Here is a 19,985-nt window from a genome sequence, read left to right on the forward strand (position 1 = left end):
AAAAAGTTCCGTACCGTCGAATCGGAATTAAAAAATAAAGGCCACCAATCCCGATTCAAGAAAGGTAGCCATTCTTTATTATGATTGTTTCTTTACTTAGCCGATTTCCACTTTGCTAGTTGGGAGAACCTTCTGCAATGTCAACGTTTCATCGCTAGTTAATGGGACTAGTGGTAAACGCACACTACCTACACGGATTCCATTCATATTCAATGCTGCTTTTACTGGGGATGGGTTTGGTGCCGCAAATAAGGCTGTCATGATCGGAAGTAGGCGGCGATGGGCAGCAGAAGCCTCTAGAATTTGACCATTTTTAAAGCAGTTGACCATTGCTTGCATATCATTTCCAATAACATGGGAAGCGACTGAAACGACCCCGACGCCACCGATTGCTAAAACAGGTAAGGTTAAACCATCATCGCCACTATACAAGGTGAAATGATCCGGTGTCTGGCTAATAATCTCCGCCATCGCATTTAAGTTTCCACTTGCCTCCTTGATCGAAACTATATTAGGCAGCTCTGCAAGCCGAACGATTGTGTCGACAGACAGGTTGACGACACTACGTCCCGGAATGTTATACAACATAATAGGCAAGGTGGTGGATTCTGCAATCGCCTTAAAATGCTGATAAAGGCCTTCTTGGGATGGTTTGTTATAATAGGGGACCACAAGTAAAATTCCATTTACACCTGTTTCTTGAGCCTGTCTAGTCAAATTGATTGAGGCCCTTGTATTGTTAGAGCCTGTGCCCGCGATGACTGGAACCCTGCCCGCGACCTCATCTACTACAAATTTAAATAATGCTACCTTCTCTTCAGTCGATAAAGTAGGGGACTCACCGGTTGTACCAGCTACCACTAATCCATCTGAACCATTGTTAATTAAATAATTGATCAATTTTTTGGTTGCATTAAAATCAACCTCACCATTTTGATCAAATGGTGTAACCATTGCCGTTAAAACTTGGCCAAAATTCATTACAATCACCCTTTACATAATTTTTATAAATTAGAGGGGGGAGGCCAGTCTAAAATCGACGCAAAAAAGCAACAACGAGGACTCGCTGCTGCTGTAGAAACAAATAAAAAAATAGTTCCTATGCGTGAGATAGCCCTCCATATAGTTTCCTATATGACAATTCTGTGCTTATTCAACAGCAGAACCAGCTTCAAGACCAATGAGTATCTATCCGCTTCGGCAAATTCCCCTTTCCACCATTGTCATAGGATCTCATTTCCCTCAAATGGTGTACTATTGGTCTTTGCGCCTCTATCCTCACTTCAAAAGGTATTGAAGTAAGAAAGTATTTAATTGATTGTAATATAACAGATAATTCAATAGATTTCAAGATGAAACTACCCAAAAAAGACAACTATTGTAAAAACCCTACAGAACTACTACTTAAATCGATGAAAGTTTGCATATATATAGGAATAAAGAAGAGACGAGTAGAATGTATTATGGACCAAACTAAAAAGAGGGGATAGTGAGAATGAGCTCAAATCCTAGACTTGCCTCAACCGTTGTCCTGATGGACGATTTCGCGAAAGTTTATTTGACAAAAAGGCCAGAAACGATGAAATTCATGGGGGGAGTTTATGTTTTTCCTGGCGGTACAGTTGATCAAAGTGATGATGTATTAGGACGAGAATCCCTCATAGTCGGAACCTACCCGAACTCCTTTTCAATTGCCCATTGTATTGCGGCAGCAAGAGAATTATTTGAAGAGGTGGGGGTGTTAGTTTGTAAGGGGTCTAATGGGGCTACTGTTCACTTATCAGAAGAAACGGCAAGGGAATACCGCCGCCTCCTAATAAAACGAGAAATGACCTTCTTAGATTTCTTACAAACAGAAGGACTTCAACTTGACCTGGAGCAATTAACCTATATCGGTCATATCATCACGCCTAAACAAAGTCCGATTCGATTTGACACCCGCTTTTTTCTCACGCAACTTCCTACTGGACAAACGACAACTCCGGATCGATATGAGATTAGTGATGCAAAGTGGATCACCCCAACGGATGCATTGGCAGCTTTTAGGAATGGAGATATCTCGTTGGTTCCACCAACCATTCATACTTTGAGGACACTCATTCACTATCAAGAAGGTGGTCAGCTGATCATGCCAGAATTCAATGTGAGCGATTATAGGGCTGATTTAAAGGATTAATCTTAAAGAAACAGACCGTGTCGGACAGTTTATTTTGCATAAAAATTTTCTGTAAAGTAAGGCTGTGATTCATGATTAAAGGCAACGCCAACCCCTAAATATTCATATCCGTTCTTCAAGATATTTTCACGGTGTCCGAGAGAATTCATGAGCCCTTCATGGGCAAAAATACTACTGAACTGCCCATATGCAAGGTTTTCTCCTGCTAAATGAAAGAAGATCTGATCTTCTTTCATTCTATCAAAAGGTGATTGACCTTCAAGATTCGTGTGATCAAAGTATTGATTGACAGCCATATCGGTGCTATGCTTTCGTGCTGTTTCTCGGACATGCTGATCCCAAGTGAGAGTCGGCAGTTTATGATTAACGCGAGCGGCATTCGTTAAATCGAATAATTGATACTCAAAGCCCTCTTTTAAAGCGGTATTCGGTTTTGGATAGATATCTTGTTTCTTTTGTTCCAGTTGCTTGCTGATGATTTGGATAGCCGTAACGGTATTGTTCTCATGTTTATCATAAAAAACGGTCACATATTGTTGATCCAGTAAAAATAAATCATAATCATCATTTTCATTTAACTGGTAAAATATCAAGCCCTTCTGCATCTTGGTTAGTGGCTTGCCTAGCTTGGTGCGTACTTCTTCTTTTCCGCTTCCAAGCTTAATTCCATTCTTGGATGCTATTAAATCTTGGTCTGTATATAGGGCTGCTGCCTGATTTTTTTCATCATACATCACCATAAAAAAATTCTGGTAATTATCATGATAACTATACCAATTCGTTTGATATTCATTTAAGGAAGTACGCTTAGCAGCGCCGACCTGTTTTTCAATTTCTTCTTTTGGCTCGCCAAGTTCGACATTGTGAATAGAGAATACTTGAGTAGTAGGGACCTGTAACTCAACTTTATCTTCCTTTTTCCCTTCATCTTGTTGAGGTTTGATGGGGAGTTCCTTTAACTGTCCGCCTAACTGCTTCAGTGTTTGTTGAACACCATCATAGAAACTAGTGATCCATGTTTTTACTTCTGGATTGTCTTTCAATTGAGTAATTTCTGTAGAAACATGATCCATGCCTTTTTTGAGTTGGGTTTGATCTATTTGTTTTTCGATAAATGGCCAAGAAGAGTGAATGATAAATAGGATTATGAGCAACATAAGAAATCGAAACATCTTTTTTCCTCCATTTCTATTAGAATTTTAACCAATCTAGCGTAACAATATAAGTAATATGCTTATATTAAATTTTAGGAGAGGGAGCATTAACTACAAATAATATACTCTTCTTTAGGGCAATCTCAGTATGATGATTGATATTTTAATATAACAATAATTTCGGAAGCGTTTTCAAGTGATAATTAGCTAATCGACTATAGATCCTATAAATTAGTTTAAAGTAGGGAATTAGAACTATTTTTAATAAAAATTTCCAGTGTTCAAAGTTTGTTCAATATTTCACAAACTATTATATGAATTTCATGTTATGATAAATTTATAAAGAATAAGGAGTGATAAGACATGATGGTTTGTGAATGGAAAAATTTCGCTACAGATTCAGAAACTTATACCCTCGAAGCTTTTGAAGAAGTAGTTGGTGATGAATTTGAAGCCATGCTACTTAAAGAAAACGAGGGAATTCCTGCCTATATTTGGACAGTAAATTATGTAATCATTGTAAAAAGATATTCGAAAGTACTTACAGACATATTATTTGAAAAGATACCAAGGAATCCAGTGTGCGAATAACACGTTTTTATTTAACATCATCTTGTGAAATAATTCACAAGATGTAATGCAAGTATCCCAATTGTTAGTTTTCATTTTTTTATATAAATTTGTGAAATACTTCACATTTAATTAGACTTTTGGAGGGAATATCATGGCAGTCATTGAAAAAGCAGTTGAAAAGAAACAAGATGTAACAAAAATGGTGGACGTCTTAGTGGAAAATGGACTGAAGGCTTTAAATGAATTCCGTAGGTTTAACCAAGAAATGGTTGATGAAATTGTAAAGCAAATGGCCCTTGCCGGTCTTGATCAACATATGCCACTTGCAAAGCTTGCCGTTGAGGAAACTGGGAGAGGCGTATATGAAGATAAAATCATCAAAAATATGTTTGCCACAGAATATGTCTATCACAATATCAAATATGATAAAACTGTTGGAATTATTAACGAAAATGAACATGAGGGAATCATTGAAATTGCTGAGCCAGTTGGTGTTATCGCAGGGGTAACTCCTGTTACAAACCCAACGTCCACAACGATGTTTAAAGCGTTGATTGCGATAAAGACAAGAAATCCAATCATCTTTGCTTTCCATCCATCTGCGCAAAAATCTAGCAGTCAAGCTGCACGTGTATTAAGAGATGCCGCAATCAAAGCTGGAGCACCAGAAAATTGTATCCAATGGATTGAAACGCCATCCCTTGAAGGTACCCAAACTTTGATGAACCACGATAAAATTGCTTTGATTCTAGCAACTGGTGGAGCGGGGATGGTGAAATCTGCTTATAGCTCAGGAAAACCAGCTCTTGGCGTAGGACCTGGTAACGTACCGTGTTACATTGAAAAATCAGCTAATCTTCACCAAGCGGTGAATGACTTAATTTTATCAAAAACATTCGATAACGGCATGATCTGCGCCTCTGAACAAGCTGTCATCATCGATAAAGACATCTATGCAGATGTGAAAAAAGAGATGATCGCCAATAATGTCTACTTCTTAAACGAAGAGGAAAAACAAAAGGTTGAAAAATTAGTTATAAACGAACATTCATGTGCGGTGAATCCAAATATCGTCGGCATGCCTGCAGCAAAAATTGCGGAAATGGCTGGTGTGACGGTTCCAGAATATACGAAGATTCTTGTTGCCGAATTAAAAGGTGTGGGTCCACAATACCCACTCTCAAGAGAAAAATTAAGCCCAGTCTTAGCTTGCTACAAGGTTAGCGGTGTGGAAGAAGGATTAACAAGGGCCGAAGAAATGCTCGAGTTTGGTGGCTTAGGACACTCTGCCGTAATTCATACTACTAATCAAGATGTCATTAAACAATTTGGTCTACGGATGAAGGCTGGCCGGATTATTGTTAATGCACCTTCATCTCAAGGGGCAATTGGGGATATTTACAATGCTTATATGCCATCATTGACTCTTGGTTGTGGAACGTATGGTGGTAACTCAGTATCTACAAACGTTGGTGCCATACATCTCATCAATATTAAAAAAGTGGCAAAGAGGAATGTGAATATGCAATGGTTTAAGGTACCGTCAAAAATTTACTTTGAGAAGAACTCCACTCAATATCTTGCAAAAATGCCTAATATTTCTAAAGCATTAATTGTTACTGACCCCGGAATGGTGAAACTGGGTTACGTTGATAAGATTTTGTACTATTTAAGAAAACGTCCTGACTATGTACATTGTGAAATTTTCTCAGACGTCGAACCAGATCCATCGATTGAAACAGTGATGAAGGGTGCCGAATTGATGGCGAAGTTTCAACCAGATGTCATCATTGCTCTTGGTGGCGGTTCTGCAATGGATGCTGCCAAAGGAATGTGGTTGTTCTATGAATATCCTGATGCGGAATTCTTTGGCCTTAAACAAAAATTCCTGGATATTCGTAAACGGATTGTTAAGTATCCACATTTAGGTCAAAGAGCCCAATTTGTTGCGATTCCGACTACTTCTGGAACAGGCTCTGAGGTAACGTCATTCTCGGTTATTACCGATAAAGAGGCGAACATTAAATATCCACTTGCTGATTATGAATTGACTCCGGATGTTGCGATAATTGACCCTCAGTTTGTTATGACGGTACCAAAACATATTACTGCAGACACTGGACTAGATGTATTAACACATGCGATAGAAGCTTATGTGTCTTGTATGGCTAATGATTTTACAGATGGACTGGCAATGAAAGCCATTCAACTTGTATTCGAATATCTGCCAAGGGCATACAGAAACGGAAATGATGAAGAAGCACGTGAAAAGGTTCATAATGCTTCAACGATTGCCGGTATGGCATTTGCAAATGCATTCTTGGGAATTAATCATAGTCTTGCGCATAAATTAGGTGCAGAATTTCATATTGCCCATGGACGTGCGAATGCTGTTTTATTACCACATGTTATTCGTTATAATGCAACAAAACCAAAGAAATTTACAGCATTTCCGAAGTATAACCACTTCAAAGCAGACAAACGTTATGCGGAAATTGCAAGAACACTTGGTTTACCAGCAAGTAGCACGGAAGAAGGCGTAGAAAGTCTTGTTCAAGCGATAATAAAATTAGCGACAGAACTAGAAGTTCCGATGAGCTTAGCAAAAAATAATATTGATAAAGCAGAATTCGAAAGCAAGGTTGATTTTCTAGCTGACCGTGCCTTTGAAGACCAATGTACAACTGCCAATCCAAAACTACCATTAGTAACTGAATTAGCAGACATTTATCGTCTTGCATACAAAGGCGTTTAATCAACTGTGAGACATTAATGGAAAGCCCAAAAAACTCAACTGTTATATGATGGTTGAGTTTTTTGACTGCCTATTACAATCGCCTACAATTATGAGACTATTGATTTGTCCCCATAGATGATACTCTTTGATGGCAATATATGCATTTGAACACACTAATAATTTTAATAGCATCAACTCATAAAAGTACTTCTGGATTCACCAGGTTTTTAGGGCGTTCACCAGCTAAGCCTGCCACTAAATTCTCCACTGCGAGCCTTGCCATTTTAAGTTCTGTTTCAAACGTGGATGAGCCGATATGGGGGGTTGTTACAACGTTAGGAAAAGATAGAATGGGATGATCTGGATTTAAAGGCTCTAATCGGAAAACATCTAATCCAGCTCCATAAATTTCTTGATTTGTTAATGCATTAATTAGTGCTTCTTCGTTGACCGTTTTCCCACGGGACCCATTCACAAAGATACTAGATTTCTTCATTAATTTAAACTCACGTTCGCCAATTAAATTTTCGGTATCACTTGTAAGTGGTGTCATTAAGCAGACAAAATCTGCCTCCTTCAGCAAGGTGTCTAGGTCACAGTACGTAGCATCATACTGTTTCTCCGCTTCGGGATTTCGGGTCCGATTGTGGTATAAAATGTTCATATCAAAGCCTAAATGTCCTCGTTTTGCAATTTGAGCACCGATTTTTCCCATCCCAATGATCCCTAATGTTTTATGGTGGACATCAATTGCATACTGGTCTTTCGTCAAATGCTTCGTCCATTTTCCGTTCTTTACAAAGTGATCCAACTCAGCGATGCGGCGTGCAGCTGCTAGGAGAATGCCAAAAATAGCATCCGCTGTTGTTTCCTCTAAGACCCCCGGAGTATTGGTCCCCATTACTCCCCGTTTCGTCATCTCAGGAATAGATAGATTATTAAAGCCAGTTGAGTTATTTGAAACGATTTTTAAATGTGGTGCACGTGTTAATAATTCTTCATCTACAGGCAGTGCCAAACCAACTATACCGACAGCTTCCTGCAGTGCTTGAATAAATTCGCGATCTTTTTTTGGAACAATCCCATCAAAAAAGACAACATCATAGTGTTCATTCAGCTCCTCAAGGACCTCCGTAAATACAAAGTTATAGGCTATTATTTTTTTTCTCATTAGGAAAAAATCTACCCCCCGACTGAAAATACAGATAATTTCTCTTTTAAATTGACATAAACCGTAGCAGGAGTCAACAAATTAGAAATGAAAAGACAGAACCTTTCAAGATTGAAAATAAAATCAGTCCGTCCAATGGAGTGAAATATTATGTTTTCCAACTTATAAACAGTGAATGTAGAAATATGTCGATTTTTATGATGGGCACCTATATAATAATTTAATAGACTTTTTGAAAGAGCGACATTATCAGATAATACTTCAATACATTGTTAAGTATTAAATCATTTAAGGAGTATCTTGGCATGAATAAAAACCCCATTACTCTTACTGAAATAGAGGACACGTACAAACATATAGCATTAATCAATAAGGAAATGGCGGATTTAAAATTTGCACTCGATGAATCATCCATTATTGCTATCACTGATAATAAGGGTTTAATTGAAGTTGCCAATAGAAAATTCTGTGAAATTTCTAAATATAGTGAAGAGGAACTAGTCGGAAAGAACCATCGAATCCTGAATTCAGGATATCATTCAAAAGAATTCTTTCGTGAGATGTGGAAGACGATCGGTTTAGGAAAGGTTTGGAAGGGCGAGATTCAGAATAAGGCAAAAGATGGAGGCTGTTATTGGGTCCACACAACCATTGTACCGATCTTAAACGATAAGGGGAAACCACATCGTTATATTTCGATTCGTATTGATATTTCGGAACAAAAAAAACTTGAGTTTGCCATTCGGAATGAACTTACCGACGATTTTTATCTGACCGTTAAAAACCTCGAGAATGGGATTTTTAAGATGAAAATGGATGAAACTGGTCGGATCGTATATACGTTAGCAGAAGGAAAATTGCTCAATCAGCTAGGACTAAAGACAAATTTACTTAGAAACAAAACTCCGTTTGAGATATTTTCAGAGGATGTCGCTCAGTTTAAACAAAAAATATATCAAAATGCCTTCGAGGGTAATCGAATCCATTATGAAATTTCATTAAGCGGAAAATTGTTATATGTAGAAATAACGCCTATTTTATTAGGTGCACAAGTAGTGGAAATAGTTGGGTCCGTCCACGATGTTACCGAATTACGTTCAACTCAACAACAACTACATGAAAATCAGGCGCTTTATCAATCCATCTTCGATCACAGTCAGGATGCAGTTTTTAGTCTAGATATAACCGGTAAATTCCTTAACTTAAATCCTGCCACAGAGAAATTATTGGGTTATTCAAAAGAAGACCTGCAAAAAACTGCACTGCCGGAACTGATTTTGGATAAGTATCAATCCATTAATAATAGTTCATTTAAAAAGGCTCTTTTGGGTAAACCACAAAATTTTGATACTGCGGTATGTCAAAAGAACGGTGAAAAGGTTCACCTAAATATCACGTATTTACCAATTTATATTGATCAACAAATTACGGGGATTTATTCAATTGGAAAGGATATTACAGTTCAAAAAAATGCTCAAGAGTTGAATGCTTTTTTAGCTAATCATGATGAATTAACAAAACTACTGAATAGACGAGGGTTTGAAGAGAAGCTGGCAAAGACCATCAGTCTTGCTAAACGAAATAATCAGAAGTTGACTGTGATGTATATCGATGTAGATCGGTTTAAAAATATTAATGACACATTGGGCCATTATATTGGTGATCTTCTATTAGAAGAACTTTCTAAACGATTAAAGGAACAGGTGGGTAAAAATAATTTTATCGCTCGAATGGGTGGTGATGAATTCATGGTGCTATGTCCTTCGATTGAAAATGAAGTAGATTCCGTTCGAATTGCCAAGGACTTGCTTGATTGTTTAAAAGAACCCTTCTTTATTGAGGATAACGAGCTTTTAGTGACTTCAAGCATAGGTGTTAGTACCTATCCTACTGACGGTGACAATGTAATAGATCTCATGAAACATGCAGACGTTGCACTTTACAAAGCAAAAGGGTTAGGTAGAAATAACTATCAAATTTATTCTAAGGTTATGGATCTAACAAGTTATCAGTCTTTCATATTGGAAAGAGATTTGCGAAAGGCCGTAATGAAAAATGAATTCACTGTTTATCTGCAGCCGAGCATCGAATCTAAACAAAGAAAAATAATCGGGGCAGAGGCATTAATCCGCTGGAATCATCCAAAACTAGGTCTTATTCCACCCTCAGATTTCATTCCCTTGGCGGAAGAAACAGGGTTAATCATTCCGATTGGTCATTGGATGAAGAATACAATTTGTCAACAACTCGTAGAATGGAGAAATGAGGGGCTTCCCCTTGTCCCAATCAGTATTAATATTAGTGCCCAAAGATTTTTACAGAAAGATTTTGCCAGTAGTGTTCGAACGATGCTTGAAAGCTACGGGGTGGAAGGTGAGCTTTTAGAATTTGAAATTACCGAAAATTCATTAATGAAAAATGAATTACATGTCACCCAAGCTATTGGTGAATTAAAAGAATTAGGGATTAAAATTTTTATTGATGACTTTGGAACCGGTTATTCGTCATTTTCCTATTTAAAAACCTATAAGTTGGATGGCATCAAAATAGATCAGTCATTTATTCATAATATCTCAAGAAAATCTGAAAATGCTGGTATCACCGCGGCGATGATTCAGTTGGCGAAAATTCTCAACATGGAGGTTATTGCTGAAGGAGTAGAAACGGAAGAGGAATTATTATTCCTTCATGAACACCAGTGTCATCGTGTTCAAGGATACCTCTTTAGTAAACCAATACCAATAAATGAATTCCAGGATTGCTTAATAATAGAAAATTAGTATGATATCGAAGGGTCATTTTTGTTATTTGTACAGTACGGCTATGCTGGAATGAAAACTTAATGATATAAATGACTAAAATAAAATACCATTATTGGGGCGATATCATTGTTCCGGTAATGGTATTTTTGTACATAAATTTGTTTGAAGTGGGGATATATGACATTTTTGTGTATATCCGTTATTCCCCAACGTTATGTATTGTTTTACCAATGGAAGCGTTTTATAATGAAAGAAAAGTGTTTGTGAAGGAGTGAGCAAACAATGGAATTTGAGAAAAAGAAAGTTGTTATTTTAGGTGGTGGATATGCTGGGTTAATGACAGCAGTGACTTTACAGAAAAAAGTCCATCCTTCTAGAATTGAAATTGTTTTAGTCAATAAAAATGATTATCATTATTTCACGACTAAGGTTCATGAGATGGGGGCTGGAACAGTCACACCGGAAGCGATAAAACTACCAATCCGCGAGTTGATTGATCCTGACAGAGTTACGTTCATCCAAGATGAAGTCACTGGCATAGATTTGGAACGAAGGGAAATCACCTGTCAACATCACACCTTACATTACGACTTTATTGTATTTGGAATAGGTGGCACTCCTAAAACCTTCTCTATTCCCGGTTTGGATGAACATGCCTTTTTCTTGTTTGATTGGGAGGGGAGCTATCGTCTTCGTGAACACATTGAAGACCAGTTTTTGGAATACAGTCAACAGCCTCTAGGTCAATTAAATATTGTTATTGGAGGAACTGGTTTTACAGGGATGGAGTTTATCCATGAATTGAACGATAGAATTCCAATTTTTTGTAAGCTATATGGGGTGAACCGAGAAGAGGTACACATTATTGTCATCGAATCCAATCAACATATTCTTCAAGGTTACCCAGAAGCGATTGTCATGGATGCAGTAAACTCTTTGAAAAAAATGGACTGTGAATATATATGTGGGACTCCTGTGGAGAGAGTGGAAAAGGCGGTTGTCATTTTACAAGATGGAACAAAAATAGAAACAAAAACCTTCATTTGGGCAGGGGGAATTAAAGGACATCCACTTTTAGCGGAACATGGATTCGACCTATTGGATGGTCGAGTAAAACTGAATGAATATTGTGAGGTTCCTGGTTATCCAGATGTTTATGTATTAGGTGATGCCTCCGTAAGTTTTAATGAAAGGGGAGAACCTTACCCACCAACTGCACAAATTGCCATCCAACAAGGACAATATTGTGCCTATAATATTGGCATGAAAATTTATGGGCAGCCGGCAAAGCCGTTTCACTATATTTATCGAGGCATGGTTATGTCATTAGGCAATCGAAATGCATCAGGATTAGTGTATGATCATCATGTAAATGGAAGATTTGGGTCCTTTATGAAGTGGGTAATAGAGATGCGTTATTACTTTATGTTGGGAGGATTATCATTAGTCCGAAAAGAGTGGAAACAACGATGAATTTCTGGAACCTGTTGAAGAAAATACAGAAAGAGAGAACTCCAGCTATCTACAAATGGTTGGAGTTTTTTCTGTCGTTTCTACATTCCATTCATAGGATTGAACTTATATTTGATAAGTTTGAGATGATATTAATAAAAATATCACAAAAGATCAATAAAGGGGGGTTTATGTTGGAGCCCTGAGCAATTGCCGAATAGTAAAATATATAATATAATTATTAGAAAAGATTGAATAAGATATTATTTATAGGTAATTTAGAACGTATGATGTTAGAGGCGCACTATAAAGTGAGTTTTTTTACATAGTTTTAAAAGAAATAGATGGAGTGACCCTTGTACTATATGAAATTGACTGTTATTTTGCTACTATATTAATAAATGGAAAAGATGTTTTCCGCTTAAACTAAACTACTAATATTCTAAAGAAAATATTCTGAATAATGAAGAAATGTGGTTTTTAAAGCTAGGAGGAATTGTATGTGGGATTTTGACATGAATATAGATCAAATTGCGAGAATAAAAGTGATCGGTGTTGGTGGTGGAGGAAACAATGCCGTTAACCGTATGATTGAAGACGGAATTCAAGGTGTGGAGTTTATTGCAGTTAATACAGATGCACAAGCACTTAACCTATCAAAAGCGGAGATTAAAATGCAAATTGGGGCATCTCTAACAAGAGGATTAGGGGCAGGTGCTAACCCAGAAGTTGGGAGAAATGCCGTTGAAGAGAGTAAGCGTCAACTGCAAGAGGTTTTAGAAGGGGCAGATATGGTGTTCGTAACAGCCGGAATGGGCGGGGGAACAGGAACAGGGGCAGCACCAGCGATTGCTCAAATTGCCCGTGAGCTTGGAGCACTTACTATTGGAGTAGTCACACGTCCTTTTGGATTTGAGGGTCGTAAGCGTGCCGCGAATGCTTCAAATGGAATTGAATTAATGAGGGAAGCAGTAGATACATTAATTATTATTCCGAATGATCGTTTATTACAAATTGTTGATAAAAAAACGCCCATGTTGGAAGCATTTCGTGAGGCAGACAATGTCTTACGCCAGGGAGTACAAGGAATTTCCGATTTAATTGCCGTACCAGGATTAATCAACCTTGATTTTGCTGATGTGAAAACGATTATGACCAATCAAGGAACAGCTTTAATGGGGATTGGTGTTGCAAAGGGGCAGGATCGCGCCATCGAGGCAGCCAAGAAAGCGATATCTAGTCCCTTACTTGAAACATCAATTGACGGTGCCCAAGGTGTACTTATGAATATTACAGGGGGTAGCAATTTAAGCTTATATGAGGTGCAAGAGGCAGCAGACCTTGTTGCTTCAGCGTCTGACCATGAATTAAACATGATTTTTGGTTCTATTATTAACGAGAATTTAAAGGATGAAATCATGATTACGGTCATTGCTACAGGTTTTGTCGATAATGACAGTCAAACTAGAAATACTTCGTCCAATCCCATCAAAGAAACAAGCCCTAACATTAGACGTGGGACCTTTATTGAAGAAGAATCTGCTAGTCATGAGGACCAGCCACTGCGGCGACATGCTGAAGTACAAAAGGAAGAGAATAGTTGGCAGTTGCAAGCGAATGAGGATTCGCTCGATATCCCAACTTTCCTTCGAAATCGCAAAAATAGATCAAGATGAATTTTCGTTGTAATTAGGAACTCCCAATCCGAACAGGATTGGGGGTTATTTTGATTTTTTGATATCCTCAGAAAAATTACAAGTTGTCGGTCCTATGAAAATGCTTTTGAATCATTTTAAAAAGAGGGATTAATAATTCATTTTTTGATGAAAAATAATTATAGTTCTTTAGTGGAGGTTACTTGAATTCCTTTTTCTATTAATGATTGATGACCTCTATCGAGCATATGCTGTTTCCGGACATTCATACGATCACTCTCATTCGTAATGAATTTATACTAAATGTATAAAATAAATATCAGATTTTTATTACTGCTACAAACCCATTAAATAATAGATTGTTTCAATTGCAATAATTGAACCATGGGTATAAGATAGAATCTATGTGAAATTGGAGTACAAAATATTGAACAATGTGTATAAGGGGGAACATTAATGGAGAAATCCGTTGAAAAGCACAAACGTCCACCATACGGGGTTATTGCCGTGTTAATGGTCGGAGCATTTATTTCTTTTTTAAATAATACATTATTGAACATTGCACTGCCTTCCATCATGAAGGACTTGAATATTGAAGCATCTACTGTGCAATGGCTAACCACTGGGTTTATGCTAGTGAACGGAATCTTAATTCCAACTAGTGCCTACCTCATTCAGAAGTTTTCTGTCCGTCATATCTTTTTATCAGCTATGTTTTTATTTACAGCAGGTACAATCCTGGCAGGATTTGCCCATGTATTTCCACTCCTGTTGTCAGGCCGAATATTACAGGCTGCCGGCTCAGCGATTATGATGCCATTATTAATGAATGTTATGCTAGTTAGCTTTCCAATTGAAAAAAGGGGCGCTGCGATGGGCGTTTTTGGTCTCATCTTAATGTTTGCTCCAGCTATTGGACCAACGCTCTCAGGCTGGATTATCGAGCATTATGATTGGAGAATGTTATTCCATTTTATTACGCCGATTGCGATAGTCGTTATTTTACTAGGCTTATTCATGTTAAAAGATAAGAAAGAAAAAGTGAATATTCGTTTAGATTTCTTATCGCTTCTATTATCAAGTATTGGTTTTGGCGGAATTCTCTATGGATTTAGTTCTGCGGGAAGTAAGGGCTGGGATAGTCCACAGGTTTATGGGACGATTGCGGTTGGTGTCATTTCGTTGTTCATATTTATCGTGCGCCAGCTTAAAATCGAATCACCGTTGTTGAATTTTCGAGTTTATAAATACCCGATGTTCGCCTTATCATCTTGCATTTCAATGGTTGTCAACATGGCGCTTTTTTCAGGGATGCTATTGCTGCCGATTTATGTACAAAACCTAAGGGGGATATCTCCAATGGATGCCGGGCTATTATTGATGCCGGGTGCCATCTTAATGGCATTTATGTCACCTGTTACCGGTAAATTATTTGATAAAATTGGTGGTCGTGTTTTGGCCGTTGTCGGATTAGCCATCATCACAGTAACTACCTTTGGTTTTAGTAAATTAACACTTGATACATCCTATACACATTTAATCCTATTGTACTCTATTCGTTCATTTGGGATGTCGATGGTCATGATGCCCGTATCCACAAATGGTTTAAATCAGCTACCAAAACGGTTCTATCCTCATGGTACAGCCATGAATAATACTTTAAACCAGGTTGCTGGTGCGATCGGAACAGCATTAATGGTTACGATCATGTCAAATCGGACGGAGTCAAAGGCGCAAGAGCTTGGCGCAGCTGCGATGAAGCAAGTAACTGAGCAGCCGACCCAGGCTGCTCTCGCCGAAATGAAACAGCATATCTTAATGCAATCCATGCTAAATGGAATCAATTACGCTTTCCTAATCGCCACTTTTATAGCTGGCGTAGCTCTTGTCCTTGCCTTCTTTATTAAACGAGCAAAACAAGCCGAAGATCAAGAGGGTGGAAGTCCAATAAAACCTTTCAAAAGTAAAACTCCTACCAAATTGGTTGAGAATTAAGGTGCCTGACACCATTTCTCATATAAGCAATTTGCCAAAAAGCTTATTTCATTTTATGAAATGAGCTCTTTTTTTCGGAGAAGGATCTGCTTGTGATTGAATTTTAATCATCAATGATGTTAGGTAGCAATTTGATGATAGAGTAGTGATTATTTTGGAAAATTCGCAAAACAAATATTATTGAAAGCGTATGCTATAATGGAATAAAAAACACCAACAAGGAGTAATCGCAATGTTGAAAGATATTTTCATGGGTTTATCACAAAACCAATTTCTCAATAGCACAGCTAAAAAATATGGATTAAAGATGGGTGCACAAAGCGTTGTTGCGGGAACAAATATACCTGAAGTTATTAAAAGTATTAAAGAACTAAATGCACAAGGGATTTCATGTACAGTCGATAATTTAGGAGAATTCGTTTTTAAAGAAGAAGAGGCAACAGCTGCGAAAGAACAAATCCTTAACGTCATCGAAGCAATTCATGAGAACCAAGTGGACGCGCATATCTCGTTAAAACCAACACAAGTAGGGTTGGATATTGATTACAGATTTTGTTTAAATAATATTAGAGAGATTGTCCATAGAGCAAGCCAATACGATATGTTTATTAATATCGATATGGAAGATTTCAAACACCTTGAACTAACCTTTAACCTATTGGATGATCTGTCACTTGAATATAATAATGTTGGGACAGTCATTCAAGCGTATTTCCATCATGCTTTGGAATATGTTGAAAGATATAAAAACTTTAGGGTTCGCCTTGTTAAGGGAGCTTATAAAGAGTCTGAAGAAATCGCTTACCAAGATAAAAAAGATATCGATGCAAATTATATTAAGTTGATTGAATGGCATCTATTGAATGGGAAATTTACGTCAATTGCCACACATGACCATCACATCATCAACCATGTGAAAGAGTTTGTGAAGCAGCATGATATTCCCAATGAGCAATTTGAATTTCAAATGCTCTATGGTTTTAGGAAGGAATTACAGCTTAAATTAGCCAGTGAAGGCTATAACTTCTGTACGTATGTTCCTTTTGGTAATGATTGGTACGGTTATTTCATGAGAAGATTAGCAGAAAGACCACAAAACTTAAATCTTGTCGCCAAACAGGTGTTTAATAAAAAAAATAACACGATCATTGGTGTTGCTGCAGGGGCATTTTTATTAGGTAGAGTAACAAAGGCTAATAAAAAAAGACGAAAATAGATTATTAAACCAGGCATAAATGGAATAACATGATTAATAAGCTAGGATCCCTTCAAGTACTTTGATGGGATCCTAGCTTATTTTACTAAAAAATCAGGTTTTGTTATTTGTACTTTACAGGATATTTAGTTTAAAAGAATTAAGGGATCATTTCGTAAAACGAAGGATGTCATATTGTTAAGGTAGAGAATCACCCTTTTGTGCATTTTCACTTTGGAAACTTGTTAAAGAACAATTTTTTAATATTTTCAAAATGAATGGACAATGGTGATCTTTTAGCCGTAAACTTTATGTGTCAGGAAGAAGGGCGATATGAATCGAAGTTGAATTTGTGAAATGGTGAACATGATATTACCATCACTAGGAAAACTGGAGATGAGAAGGAGAAGGAGAAGATGACTCATTATAATTGGTTAGAGGCAATTAATATAACCGAAGAGATGGTTATGAAAACGGAAACAAATAGGAGACTTCCTGTTATTTGGATTAGTGCTTTGGATTGTACTGGCTGTAAAGAGGCTTTCACCCGTTCCTTTGAACCAACGATGTTAGATACCATTTTAAATTTTATTTCATTGGAGTATAGTGAGCTTCTCTCGCTAGCAAGTGGAGAGCAGATAGAAGCTCATAAGGAATCTATTTTTGCAGAATATAAAGGTGAATATATTCTTGCAATTGAAGGCAGTATTCCAAGAAGAGATGACTTCTTGCTGATTGCAGGAAAATCAGTAAGAGAGGAAATTAGGAGAGCATCAAGAAATGCAAAGGCTGTTATCGCGATTGGCAGCTGTTCTGCTTGGGGAGGAATACCAGCTGCGGGGATCAATCCTACAGATTCAGTTGATATTAAAACCATGATCCCTGAGGATGTCCCCCTTGTATTAGTTCCTGGTTGCCCTCCCATTCCGGAAGCCATTATCGGAACATTTTTACATGTCCATTTTCATGGAGTACTGCCCGAGCTTGATAAAAAGAACCGCCCCAAAATTTATTATCAAAAAACGGTGCACATGACTTGTCATCGCAAACCATTTTTTGATCAAAAATTATTTGCAGAGTCCTATGATGATGAGGGTGCAAAAAAGGGATATTGTTTATTTAAACTAGGCTGTAAGGGCCCATCAGCCTTTAACGCTTGCGAATCTATTGGATATGATCGTTGTATTGCAGCAGGATTTCCTTGCATCGGTTGTTCAGAAAAAGGGTTCTGGGATAAAGGTGGCTTTGTTGCCAGAAGAAAAAAGTGACAAGAGGATCACAAGGATTAACTAGTATACATATGGGGAAAACCGTCTTGAATAGTTCATTTTTTCAAAATTATAACGAGTGGAAGTCTGTTACCCACGAAAACTTATAACTTATTTCCGCTAATTCGTTTAAGGATGAGACAAAAAAAAGGCACCTTGCCTTTGAATGGTATTCAAAGGTATTAGGCACCATTTGGAACAGCACTGTAGGAGAAATTAGCGTCATCCCATTGATATAAACCTTCTTGTAACTTAATTACTGCATCAAATGGACGTTGGATATGCTGATCTTCAACTAGTTGAACGTTTTCCACTTGTTCTCTTTGCTGTTCTAACAAATGTTTTTTTAATCGAAGTAAATCTGTTTTGGATGCTACTCGAATAATTTTATCTAAGGTAATTTTCTTTTCACTAATCCCATAACAATTACAAATACTTGTTTGAAAACTTTTATTATACTGGATCATCATGTGTAAATCATTGATACAGGCAACACCAAAAACCTCTTTGATCACATCTTCATAACGAAGTTGTGTTCCAGTAGCGAATTTAATAATATTTTTTTCAGGATTCTCTAAGAAATAAACCGTCTCTATTGCATTTTCCATGACATAACACCCTTCTACCATTAAGGTCTATTGCAAAACCTAACTAAGGAAAGTTTACATTGATTCCGTACTTAAACAGTCATTGTCATTTGAATCGATCAATAAACCGTCCATTATCTATTAGTATAACATACTTTGTCCTCGATGCCTGTGTGGCAAAGGGATTTATGTGAGTATTTGTCGAAGAAAGGAATAATTTCTATTGTAAGCGCTTTTAAATAATTAAAGAAATATTCACATGTTCAAATGAGTTTTTACTATAAAATAGTAGTATGTTAATTATTTCACAAACATACGATTATTAAAGGAGAACTTCACATGGGCTATAGTAAACCAGATAAAATTATGGAAATCACAGTCGAAAATGGAGTAAAAAAAACAAAATACCCCCTGATTGAAACTTTGATATTAGGTTTTGAGGCAGGAGCATTCATCGCCTTAGGTTATTTACTTTACATCCGTGTAACGGCAACGTTAACCGGAAATCTAGAGGGATTGGGCAGTTTGATTGGCGCATCGGTGTTCCCAATAGGCTTAATTCTTACCTTACTTGCAGGTGGTGAGCTTTTGACAGGGAATATGATGGCGGTCCCGCTTGCGAGAATGGCAAAAAGAATCAGCACAGGTAATGTTATTTATAATTGGTTGCTGGTCACTTTAAGTAATTTTGTTGGGGCCATTTTTGTTGCTTACTTCTTTGGACATCTTGTTGGTTTAACTGAAACTGCACCATACTTGGCAAAAACGGTTAGTATTGCTGAACATAAACTTGACGCAACATTTCTTCAAGCCTTTATCTCTGGGATTGGATGTAATTGGCTTGTTGCATCGGCAGTGTGGCTTTCATATGGAGCAAATGATATGTTTGGGAAAATCACCGGTATTTGGTTCCCTACGATGGCATTTGTGGCGATCGGATTTCAACACGTTGTAGCCAATATGTTTGTTATCCCCGCAGCTATCTTTGCCGGGCATTTTACTTGGTTAGAGTATCTTCAAAACTTTGTTCCTGTCTTCCTAGGGAATGCTGTTGGGGGAACCGTCTTTATCGCGATGGCATATTGGTTCGCATATAGGAAAAGTCAACCAAGCTATCTAGAACCAAAGGTCGTCCACCACTTACCTAAAAGTGGCACGAGATAGTAAATCATAGTATAGGAAAAGCAGTGACGGACCGTGAGTTTGGCGCTGTTTTTTACTTTAAATAATTTGGCCATTAAATGCCTTCCCAAAGAAAGA

Annotated in this window: 14 protein-coding genes and 1 riboswitch; of the genes, 10 read left to right on the forward strand and 4 right to left on the reverse strand. The window is 37.4% G+C overall.

The features are described from left to right. Nucleotides 1–96: 96 nt before the first annotated feature. The gene (gene dapA, locus TY15_RS05060) at nucleotides 97–981 is read right to left on the reverse strand and encodes a 4-hydroxy-tetrahydrodipicolinate synthase (RefSeq protein ID WP_040208871.1); all 885 of its coding nucleotides are present in this window, start codon (nucleotides 979–981) and stop codon (nucleotides 97–99) included. Nucleotides 982–1,103: 122 nt separating this feature from the next. Then, a riboswitch (Lysine riboswitch) is annotated at nucleotides 1,104–1,283 on the reverse strand. A 212-nt stretch (nucleotides 1,284–1,495) separates the two neighbouring features. On the opposite strand from dapA, the gene TY15_RS05065 reads away from it, so the two are divergent. After that, the gene (locus TY15_RS05065) at nucleotides 1,496–2,176 is read left to right on the forward strand and encodes an NUDIX hydrolase (protein WP_052353698.1); all 681 of its coding nucleotides are present in this window, start codon (nucleotides 1,496–1,498) and stop codon (nucleotides 2,174–2,176) included. 29 nt (nucleotides 2,177–2,205) lie between these two features. Here TY15_RS05065 and TY15_RS05070 read toward each other — a convergent pair whose 3' ends face one another. Beyond that, nucleotides 2,206–3,348: a CAP domain-containing protein gene (locus TY15_RS05070; RefSeq protein ID WP_040208872.1), complete on the reverse strand. Its 1,143-nt coding sequence runs from the start codon at nucleotides 3,346–3,348 to the stop codon at nucleotides 2,206–2,208. A 345-nt stretch (nucleotides 3,349–3,693) separates the two neighbouring features. Here TY15_RS05070 and TY15_RS05075 point away from each other — a divergent pair, with 345 nt between their 5' ends. Both TY15_RS05075 and adhE read left to right on the forward strand, forming a co-directional pair. Continuing rightward, nucleotides 3,694–3,921 carry a hypothetical protein gene (locus TY15_RS05075; protein WP_040208873.1) on the forward strand — a complete coding sequence of 76 codons (228 nt, stop codon included), beginning with the start codon at nucleotides 3,694–3,696 and terminating at the stop codon, nucleotides 3,919–3,921. Between the two features lie 133 nt (nucleotides 3,922–4,054). Beyond that, the gene (gene adhE / locus TY15_RS05080) at nucleotides 4,055–6,658 is read left to right on the forward strand and encodes a bifunctional acetaldehyde-CoA/alcohol dehydrogenase (protein WP_040208874.1); all 2,604 of its coding nucleotides are present in this window, start codon (nucleotides 4,055–4,057) and stop codon (nucleotides 6,656–6,658) included. Between the two features lie 178 nt (nucleotides 6,659–6,836). Here the strand turns inward: adhE and TY15_RS05085 are convergent, their stop codons facing one another. Then, nucleotides 6,837–7,811: a 2-hydroxyacid dehydrogenase gene (locus TY15_RS05085; RefSeq protein ID WP_040208875.1), complete on the reverse strand. Its 975-nt coding sequence runs from the start codon at nucleotides 7,809–7,811 to the stop codon at nucleotides 6,837–6,839. 305 nt (nucleotides 7,812–8,116) lie between these two features. Between TY15_RS05085 and TY15_RS05090 the strand changes: the two genes are divergently transcribed. The 6 genes from TY15_RS05090 (at nucleotide 8,117) to TY15_RS05120 (ending at nucleotide 18,138) form a co-directional block, all read left to right on the forward strand. After that, entirely contained in the window at nucleotides 8,117–10,591 is a 2,475-nt protein-coding gene (locus TY15_RS05090; RefSeq protein WP_052353699.1) for an EAL domain-containing protein, read from the forward strand. 264 nt (nucleotides 10,592–10,855) lie between these two features. Then, nucleotides 10,856–12,046, forward strand: coding sequence for an NAD(P)/FAD-dependent oxidoreductase (locus TY15_RS05095; protein WP_040208876.1), 1,191 nt, complete (start codon nucleotides 10,856–10,858; stop codon nucleotides 12,044–12,046). Nucleotides 12,047–12,525: 479 nt separating this feature from the next. Continuing rightward, the gene (gene ftsZ, locus TY15_RS05105; RefSeq protein ID WP_040208878.1) at nucleotides 12,526–13,701 is read left to right on the forward strand and encodes a cell division protein FtsZ; all 1,176 of its coding nucleotides are present in this window, start codon (nucleotides 12,526–12,528) and stop codon (nucleotides 13,699–13,701) included. Between the two features lie 435 nt (nucleotides 13,702–14,136). Then, entirely contained in the window at nucleotides 14,137–15,675 is a 1,539-nt protein-coding gene (locus TY15_RS05110; protein WP_040208879.1) for a DHA2 family efflux MFS transporter permease subunit, read from the forward strand. 232 nt (nucleotides 15,676–15,907) lie between these two features. Next, complete coding sequence (locus tag TY15_RS05115) at nucleotides 15,908–16,891, forward strand: proline dehydrogenase family protein (RefSeq protein WP_040208880.1); 984 nt, start codon at nucleotides 15,908–15,910, stop codon at nucleotides 16,889–16,891. A 395-nt stretch (nucleotides 16,892–17,286) separates the two neighbouring features. Continuing rightward, a complete protein-coding gene (locus TY15_RS05120; protein ID WP_052353700.1) occupies nucleotides 17,287–18,138 on the forward strand; it encodes a hydrogenase small subunit in 852 nt (283 codons plus the stop codon). Between the two features lie 182 nt (nucleotides 18,139–18,320). On the opposite strand, the gene TY15_RS05125 is transcribed toward TY15_RS05120, so the two are convergent. After that, nucleotides 18,321–18,746 carry a hypothetical protein gene (locus tag TY15_RS05125; protein ID WP_040208881.1) on the reverse strand — a complete coding sequence of 142 codons (426 nt, stop codon included), beginning with the start codon at nucleotides 18,744–18,746 and terminating at the stop codon, nucleotides 18,321–18,323. A gap of 318 nt (nucleotides 18,747–19,064) precedes the next feature. Here TY15_RS05125 and TY15_RS05130 point away from each other — a divergent pair, with 318 nt between their 5' ends. Then, entirely contained in the window at nucleotides 19,065–19,889 is an 825-nt protein-coding gene (locus tag TY15_RS05130; RefSeq protein ID WP_040208882.1) for a formate/nitrite transporter family protein, read from the forward strand. The last annotated feature ends 96 nt before the right edge of the window (nucleotides 19,890–19,985 follow it).

Source organism: Neobacillus jeddahensis (assembly GCF_000612625.1).
Lineage (GTDB): Bacteria > Bacillota > Bacilli > Bacillales > Cytobacillaceae > Neobacillus > Neobacillus jeddahensis.